This window comes from Sphingobium sp. IP1, assembly GCF_002708645.1.
GTDB classification, from domain to species: Bacteria; Pseudomonadota; Alphaproteobacteria; order Sphingomonadales; family Sphingomonadaceae; genus Sphingobium; species Sphingobium yanoikuyae.
In genome coordinates, this window is the sequence record NZ_NOIW01000166.1 from 1 (window position 1) to 7,917 (window position 7,917).

8 protein-coding genes and 1 tRNA gene are annotated in these 7,917 nt (G+C 64.5%); 8 read left to right on the plus strand and 1 reads right to left on the minus strand.

What is annotated here, in order from left to right; translation table 11 throughout:
* Window positions 1–32: 32 nt before the first annotated feature.
* The 8 genes from CG471_RS28060 to CG471_RS28090 all read left to right on the plus strand — a co-directional run bounded on the left by CG471_RS28060 (window position 33) and on the right by CG471_RS28090 (window position 6,949).
* On the plus strand, window positions 33–779 hold the full coding sequence (locus tag CG471_RS28060; RefSeq protein ID WP_099234456.1) for a ComF family protein: 747 nt from the start codon (window positions 33–35) through the stop codon (window positions 777–779).
* 50 nt (window positions 780–829) lie between these two features.
* Window positions 830–1,087: a glutaredoxin 3 gene (grxC, locus tag CG471_RS28065; RefSeq protein ID WP_017500202.1), complete on the plus strand. Its 258-nt coding sequence runs from the start codon at window positions 830–832 to the stop codon at window positions 1,085–1,087.
* A 5-nt stretch (window positions 1,088–1,092) separates the two neighbouring features.
* Entirely contained in the window at window positions 1,093–1,923 is an 831-nt protein-coding gene (locus CG471_RS28070; protein WP_099234457.1) for a carbon-nitrogen hydrolase family protein, read from the plus strand.
* On the plus strand, window positions 1,920–2,405 hold the full coding sequence (locus tag CG471_RS28075) for a DUF1178 family protein (RefSeq protein ID WP_099234458.1): 486 nt from the start codon (window positions 1,920–1,922) through the stop codon (window positions 2,403–2,405). The genes CG471_RS28070 and CG471_RS28075 overlap by 4 nt, the downstream gene beginning before the upstream one ends.
* A 36-nt stretch (window positions 2,406–2,441) precedes the next feature.
* Window positions 2,442–2,518 (plus strand) — tRNA-Arg (locus CG471_RS28080).
* A 219-nt stretch (window positions 2,519–2,737) separates the two neighbouring features.
* The gene (locus CG471_RS31565; protein WP_257211719.1) at window positions 2,738–4,078 is read left to right on the plus strand and encodes a TonB-dependent siderophore receptor; all 1,341 of its coding nucleotides are present in this window, start codon (window positions 2,738–2,740) and stop codon (window positions 4,076–4,078) included.
* Between the two features lie 86 nt (window positions 4,079–4,164).
* Complete coding sequence (locus CG471_RS31570; RefSeq protein WP_373562080.1) at window positions 4,165–5,913, plus strand: TonB-dependent receptor domain-containing protein; 1,749 nt, start codon at window positions 4,165–4,167, stop codon at window positions 5,911–5,913.
* A gap of 67 nt (window positions 5,914–5,980) precedes the next feature.
* A complete protein-coding gene (locus tag CG471_RS28090; RefSeq protein WP_099234459.1) occupies window positions 5,981–6,949 on the plus strand; it encodes a 2OG-Fe(II) oxygenase in 969 nt (322 codons plus the stop codon).
* 67 nt (window positions 6,950–7,016) lie between these two features.
* Here the strand turns inward: CG471_RS28090 and CG471_RS28095 are convergent.
* Window positions 7,017–7,917 (minus strand): hypothetical protein (locus CG471_RS28095; protein WP_099234460.1); only part of this gene is annotated, 901 nt, incomplete at its 5' end.

The window sequence follows — 7,917 nt, forward strand, 5'->3', positions numbered from 1 at the left end:
AAAAAATCGGGGACGAAGCGGGGACAAGGCAGATGATGTCGCTGGTCCCGCTTCTCAAGACCGTGATGCGTCCGGTCATGGATTATGCCCTTCCGCCCCGCTGCCCCGGATGCGGCGCGATCGTCGGCGCGGATCATGGTTTCTGCCTCGATTGCTGGAGCGGGATGCGGTTTCTGGGGCCTCCCTGCTGCGCGCGCTGCGGACTGCCGTTCGAGCATGAGATGGGCGAGGGCGCGGCCTGTGGCGCCTGCCTGGCCAATCCGCCGCCGTTCGACAGCGCGCGGGCGGTGCTGGCCTATGGCGATGTCGCGCGGACCGTGGCGCTGCGATTGAAATATGGGCGGCGGATCGGCCTGGCCCGGCTGGTGGCGGGGCAGATGCTGCGCCATGTGCGGCCGGAGATGGAGGACGCGCTGATCGTGCCGGTGCCGCTGCATCGCTGGCGGCTGTGGGGGCGCGGCTTCAACCAGGCGGCGCTGATCGCCGATCATCTGGGGCGGCTGACCGGGCTGGCGGTGGACAAGCATGGCTTGCGTCGGGTGAAGCGGACGCAGCGGCTGCGGGGGATGAACCCGAAGCAGCGGGAAAAAGCGGTGCGTGGCGCATTTGCGTTGGGGCAAGGCCATGGGCTGGCGGGACGGGTGATATGGCTGGTCGACGATGTCCATACCAGCGGGGCGACGGCGGCGGCCTGCGCGAAGCTGTTGAAGGCCGGCGGTGCGCGGGAGGTGCATCTGCTGTGCTGGGCGCGGGCCCTGCCCAGAACCGGTGACGATTGACAAAGTGCGCATTCCCCCCAATTTCGGGGCAAAGGAGTTTTACCGAGATAATGGCAAAGGTCGAAATCTATACCAAGGACTGGTGCGGCTATTGCGCGCGGGCCAAGGCACTGCTGGAGGGCAAGGGTGTTGCCTTCGAGGAATATGATATCTCGCTGGGCGGCCCCAGGCGCGAGGAAATGCTGGAGCGGGCGCCCGGACGCACCACCGTGCCGCAGATCTTCATCGACGGCCAGCATATCGGCGGCAGCGACGACCTTGCTGCGCTGAACCGCGAGGGCAAGCTAGACCCGCTGCTGGGGCTGTAAGCCCGATGCGCGCCGCGATCTTCCAGATGACGACCGGGATCGATCCGGCCGCCAATGCCGCCGCGATTGAGGAGGCTGCGGCGCGCGCCAAGGGGGAGGGGGCGGACATGCTCTTCACTCCGGAAATGGCGGGCTATCTGGACCGCGATCGCAAGCGCGCCGCGGAAACGCTGCGTAGCGAGGCGGACGATATCGTGCTGGCCGCGGTGCGCGAGGCGGCAGCGCGCGAGCGGCTGTGGGTCCATATCGGGTCGCTGCCGCTCAAGGATGCGCGCAGCGACGGGCGCTGGGCCAATCGCAGCTTCATGATCGACGATCAGGGCGAAATAAGGGCGCGCTACGACAAGATTCATCTGTTCGACGTCGACCTGGCATCGGGCGAGAGTTGGCGCGAATCCTCGGTCTACGGGCCGGGGACAAGCGTGGTGGCGGTCGATACGCCCTGGGCACGGATGGGCTTTTCCATCTGCTACGACATGCGCTTTCCCGATCTCTACCGTGCGCTCACCAATGCGGGGGCGACGGTGCTGCTGGCGCCGGCGGCCTTCACTGTGCCGACCGGGCAGGCGCACTGGCATGTGCTGCTGCGCGCCCGCGCGATCGAGGCGGGCTGTTTCCTGATCGCCGCCGCACAGGCGGGCGCGCATCAGGACGGGCGCACCACCTATGGTCATAGTCTGGTGGTCGATCCATGGGGCGATGTGCTGCTGGACATGGGCGAGGGCGCGGGGCTGGCCCTTGCCGATCTCGACCTGACCCGCGTAGAGGCGGTGCGCAGGCGGGTGCCCGCCATCGCCAATCGGCGCGTGATACCGCAGGATGTTGAGATCAGGTGATCGTTTTCGACCTTAAGTGCGAGGGCCAGGGCCATGTCTTCGAGGCTTGGTTCGGCTCCAGCGCAGACTATGCGGACCAGAAGGCGCGCGGCCTGCTCGCCTGTCCGCTGTGCGGGGACACGCGCATCGGCAAGGCGCTGATGGCGCCGGCGGTTGCGGCCAAGGGCAACCAGCGCCGCGAGATCGTCCAGCACCAGTCGGCGGGCGAAGCGGAGACGGCGCCGGTCGCGGCCGGGCCGGACGAGGCGAAGATGCGCGCGCTGGTCGAGGCGCTGGTGGACGCACAGAAGAAGGTGCTGGAAGGCTCCACCTGGGTCGGGCGCGGCTTTGCCGAGCAGGCGCGGGCCATGCATTATGGCGAGCAGGACAAGGGCAGCATCCATGGCGAGGTCGCCCCGGCCGAGGCCAAGGCGCTGGCCGAGGAAGGCATCAATGTCGCCCAACTGCCCTTTCCGGTGATTCCGCCCGAAGCGAAGAATTGACCGCGCGCGCCGCGCATAATAGAGCCGGCGCTGCGTGCACCCGTAGCTCAGCAGGATAGAGCATCAGATTCCTAATCTGAGGGCCATGGGTTCGAATCCCGTCGGGTGCACCATTTTCCTTAAATCATAATGACTTACGTGCTCATCGGTGGGGCGCGAGCGTGACATTTTGTTGCGCGTCATGCTGTTGCACGACGGTCACATGTTTCACGAAAATTTCAATGTGTGACAAGGATATTACAATATCGCTTGTCTTGCGTCCCAGTTGGGGCACCCTGTGTGCAGCGGCGCGGGAGAGGGCCCGCGTCCTTCTGAACAGGGACTGAAGCTTCGTGAAAAAATATAGCTTTCTGACATTTACTGCCCTGGCGGGCAGTTTCGCCTTTGCAACGGGGGCCATGGCGCAAGGGAGCAGCGCCACGCCGCAGACGACCGAAGCCGATCGCAATCCGGAAGCGACCGGGGAGGTCGCGTCGTCGATCGTCGTGACCGGTTCGCGCATTCGTCGTCCGAATCTGGAAGCCAATGCGCCGATCACCACCATTTCGGGCGAGCAATTCTTCGAGACGGGGCAGCTGTCGGTCGGTGATACGCTGAACGAGCTGCCGCAGCTGCGCAGCACCTTCAGCCAGCAGAACTCGACGCGCTTCCTGGGCACGCGCGGCCTCAATCTGCTCGACCTTTACGGCTTGGGCACGCAGCGCACGCTGGTGCTGGTCAATGGTCGCCGCCATGTCGGTTCCGACGTCCTGTCGAACGGCGTGTCGCCCGACACCAACACCTTCCCGACCGACCTGATCGAGCGCGTCGACGTGATGACCGGCGGTGCATCGTCGGTCTATGGTTCGGACGCGATCGCCGGTGTGGTCAACTTCGTGCTGAAGCAGGACTATGAAGGCGTCCAGGTGCGCGGCCAGAATGGCGCGAGCAAATATGGCGACGCCGGCAACCGCTATGCTTCGATCCTGGCGGGCAAGAATTTCGCCGATGGCCGCGGCAATATCGCGATCAACGTCGAATATGCCCAGTCGGACGATTTCTACGGTTCCAACCGTCCGACCATGCGCCAGAATGATGCGTTCATCGTCGTCGACACCGACCCGGCCGGCACCGCCAACGGTTCGGACGGCGTGTTCGACCGCCAGTTCTTCCGCGACGTGCGTTCGGCCACCATCTCGCTGGGCGGCCAGACCGGCATCTTCCAGAGCGCCGGCAACGCGGCCTGCGGTCGTGATGCGGTAGGCGCGGCCTTTGTCTGCAACATGCTGTTCCAGCCCGACGGCACGCTGGTGCCGCAGACCGGTGAACGCATCGGCCTGGGCCCCAACGGCAATTATGTCGGCGGCAACGGCACGAACAGCCGTGAAGGCAAGCTGCTGGCGCTGAGCCCCAATCTGGAACGCATTTCGGTCAACCTGATGGGCCATTATGAGTTCAGCCCGTCCTTCGTGCCCTTCTGGGAAGCGAAATATGTCCGGGCCGATGCCTATGGCTCGCAGAGCGGTCCCTTCTTCTCGCAGGGCACGACGCTGGGCGATCCGGGCGGCCGCGAACGCATCCGTCTCGACAATCCGTTCCTGTCGGACCAGGCCCGCACGCTCCTGACCCAGCAATTGCTGGCGACGACCGTCAACGCCAATACCGGCGCAGCCCTGACGGCGGCGCAGCCCTGACGGCGGCGCAGCTCGACGCGCAGCGCGCCGCGATCAACGCCGGCACGTTCCGGTTCAACCTGCGTCGCAACTGGGTCGATTTCGGCATTCGTGACGAAGCCATCCGTCGTGAAACCTATCGCGCCGTCGTCGGTGTCCGCGGCGACTTCAACGACGACTGGAACTACGAACTGTCCGTCAACTATGGCGAGCATCGCGAGAAGAATGTCGTCAAGGGCAATGTCAACGTCCAGCGCTACCTCCTGGGTATCGACACCACCCGCGACGCCGCTGGCAACATCGTCTGCCGTTCGAAGCTGAATCCGACCGGTACGGTCGACTATGGCGCGGATGCGGCCATCCTGGCCGCCGACATTGCGGCATGCGTTCCGATCAATCCCTTCGGCCAGGGCTCGGTCTCGCAGGCTGCGCGCAACTATGTGCTGATGGACACGGTCGCGACCGGCAAGATCAAGCAGTTCGTGGCATCCGGCTTCGTGGCGGGCGACACCAGCGCCTGGTTCGAACTGCCCGGCGGCCCGGTCGGCTTCTCGGTCGGTGGCGAATATCGCCGCGAGAAGGTCTATTATGACCTGGATGAGCTGACCCAGCAGGGCTACGCCTTCTACAACGCGATCCCGACCTTCCGCGCCCCGGCGTTCGAAGTGAAGGAGCTGTACGGCGAAATCAGCGTGCCGATCCTGAAGGATGTTCCCTTCTTCAAGGAACTGACCGCCAATGCCTCGGGCCGCGTGTCCGACTATAAGGGCGCGACCGGCACCGTCTACACCTGGGGCACGGAACTGACCTGGACCCCGGTTCAGGACATCCGCTTCCGCGGCACCTACAACAAGGCGATCCGAGCGCCCAACGTCGTCGATCTCTATTCGGAGCAGAGCCAGAATTTCGCGCCTGCGCCGAACGATCCCTGCTCGCTGCGCAACATCGGCACCGGTTCCTCCTATCGCGAGGCCAATTGCCGTGCGGCCGGCGTGCCGACCAACTATGACTTCGTCTACACCTCGTCGATCGAGCTGATTTCGGGCGGCAACCCCAATCTGCGGGAAGAAACCTCGACCAGCTGGACTGTTGGTGGCGTTCTGCAGCCCCGCTGGATTCCGGGCCTGTCGCTGTCGGTCGACTATTTCAACATCAAGGTGGACGACGTCATCACCGCGCCGTCGGCCCAGCAGATCCTAAACGCCTGCTATGACGCACCCAATCTGGACAATCCGTTCTGCGGCCTGTTCACGCGTAACGGCGCGACCGAAGGTCCGTCGGGCGAAGCGGCCTATCAGGTGCTTCAGGGTTCGTTGCAGCAGACCACGCTCAACTATGCGAAGCTGACCGCGGAAGGCATCAACGCCGAACTCAACTATCGTCATGATTTCAGCTGGGGTTCGGCTGGTTTCAAGACGGTCTACACGCGCATGATCAAGCGGAACGAATATCTCAATCCGGCTGATCCGAGCTTCCGCAACCAGATCCTGGAAGAACTGGGCGATCCCAAGAACCAGGTCAACTTCAACGGCGACGTGAAGTTCGGCAAGCTGACGATCGGCTATCAGATGCGCTGGATCGACAAGATGTACCTCAACACCTATGAGGACTATAACTCGGTCAATGGGCTGCCGCCGCAGAATGCGGACTATGCCTCGCTCAAGAAATATCCCGACGTCTTCTATCACGACGCACGTATGGGCTATGACGTGACCGAAAAGTTCAACATCTATGTCGGTGTCGACAATATCGGCAACCGCGCACCGCCCTTCGGCCTGACCGGCGTGGGTGCGGGTTCGGGCATCTACGACGTCCGCGGCCGCTATGGCTATATCGGCGCCGTCGCCAAGTTCTGATCGCAGCGACATGCTGTAAGCGAGAGGGCCGGATTGACTTCCGGCCCTTTTCGTTTTCTGCTTGGCCATGATTTCCCCCACCGTTTCCCATGCCCGGCAACTGGCCGCATCCGGCCAAGTGGCGCAGGCTGTCGCCCGGCTGGAACAGGCATCGTCGCAGGGCGATGTCGATGCGCTCTTCTGCCTCGCCACCTGGCATCTGGCGGGCCATGGCGTGGCGCGCGATCTGGAACGGGCGAGGGGCCTGCTGCGCCGCGCGGTCGAGATCGGCCATGTCGATGCGGCGCTGATGGAAATCGCGCTGACCGCCAATGGCAGCGGCGGGCCGGTCGACTGGACGGAGGCGCTGGCCCGGTTGAAGATCGCGGCGCAGGGGGATCCGGTCGCGCAGCAGCAACTAGCGCTGATCGAACGCATGGCATTGGCCCCGGACGGTGCGCCTGTGGTCGTGCCCGAGGGCGAAGCGCTGGCCGGTGGCTGGGATGTCCGGCTGTTCCGCCAGTTCCTGACGGCCGATGAATGCCATCATGTCATCAGCGAAGGCCAGGCGCTGCTGGAACCGGCAATGGTGATCGATCCGCGCAGTGGCCGGCCCATGCCGCATCCGATCCGCACGTCGGATGACGGGATTTTCGGCCCGGCGCGCGAGGATCTGGTGATCCAGGCGATCAACCGGCGGATTGCGGTGGCAAGCGGGACGATGCTGTCGGGCGGCGAGCCGCTGACATTGCTGCGCTATGCCGTCGGCCAGCAATATCGGCAGCATCATGATTGCCTGCCCCATGTCCGCAACCAGCGGGCATGGACGATGCTGATCTATCTCAACGAAGGCTATGCCGGCGGGGAAACGATCTTCCCGCGGCTGGGCCTGTCGGTGAAGGGGCGGAAGGGCGATGCCCTGCTGTTCCGCAACACCGATGCGCAGGGGCAGGCGGCGGAAGCCGCCGTGCATCTGGGCGCGCCGGTCATGGCGGGACAGAAATGGCTATGCACCCGCTGGATCAGGCATGATCGTCACGATCCCTGGGACCCGTGAGCATGCGGGGTGGGGCCCGGTCGTTGCCGGGCTTGCGCCCGACCGGATATTCTTCGCAGTTCCATTGTCAGTGGAAGCGGATGCCGATGCGGCCGACGAAACCGCTATAATCGCGGGTGGGGACGTTGGAATCATTGCTGGCATAGCCGGCCTCGCCGAACAGGTTGATCCGCCGGGTCAGCGCCTGTTCGACGCCGCCGGTCAGGCGCAATTGCGTATCCTCCCGCTTGAAGGGATAGGCGTTGGAAAAGGCCGCCTTGTAGTTGCGATGAACCAGATAGAGCCGGCCATAGACTTCCAGTCCCTCGCGCAGCGGCGTGCGGGCGATCAGCATCGTGCCATAGCCATTATAGCTGAAGCGGTTGGCCTGGGCATTGGCGTGCAGGCCCAATAGCGACCCCATGATGCGGGTCTGGCCGCCGCCCGGCCGCCAGAGATGGCGCAGTTCGCCCAGCCACTCGCTCTGGTCATAGCCCTGGAAGCGCTGTTCGCTCTGGTTGCGATAGCCGTAACGCAGGCGCACCGTGCTGGTGTGGGCAGGATTGTGGCGGTGGATGAGCTGCACATCCATGCGCGCGCGATCGAACACCCGGCCATCATCGCCCAGCACATATTCATAGCTGGGCTGGAAGCGCAGCCTGGTCCGCCCCCTGGGCGCGAGTGGCCAGTCGATCTGCGCGCCGACGGTCAGCGGATAGCGATTATAATCGGCTTCGGAGGGATAGATGTGGGCGCCCGCGGACGCGCGCAGGATCGCCGGGCCGGCATCATAGGCCAGGCCCACGTCGCCGGTGAAGAGCGACTTGATCCGATCCTGATCGGGACTGTTGTCGACCACGTCGGGTGGCACCACGTCGAGCCCGTAGGAGAGTTCACCCTCGACCGACAGGTCGCCCGGCTTGGCCCAGCCGGCCTGGGGCATGGCGGCAAGACCCAGCAGGGCGGCGGGAATGACGATCTGTTTCATG

What these genes read in the sequence shown, in the direction of transcription:
- CG471_RS28090 (WP_099234459.1), top strand. Translation starts at nt 5,981, where the DNA reads ATGATTTCCCCCACCGTTTCCCATGCCCGGCAACTGGCCGCATCCGGC.
- CG471_RS28060 (WP_099234456.1), top strand. Translation starts at nt 33, where the DNA reads ATGATGTCGCTGGTCCCGCTTCTCAAGACCGTGATGCGTCCGGTCATG.
- grxC (WP_017500202.1), top strand. Translation starts at nt 830, where the DNA reads ATGGCAAAGGTCGAAATCTATACCAAGGACTGGTGCGGCTATTGCGCG.
- CG471_RS28070 (WP_099234457.1), top strand. Translation starts at nt 1,093, where the DNA reads ATGCGCGCCGCGATCTTCCAGATGACGACCGGGATCGATCCGGCCGCC.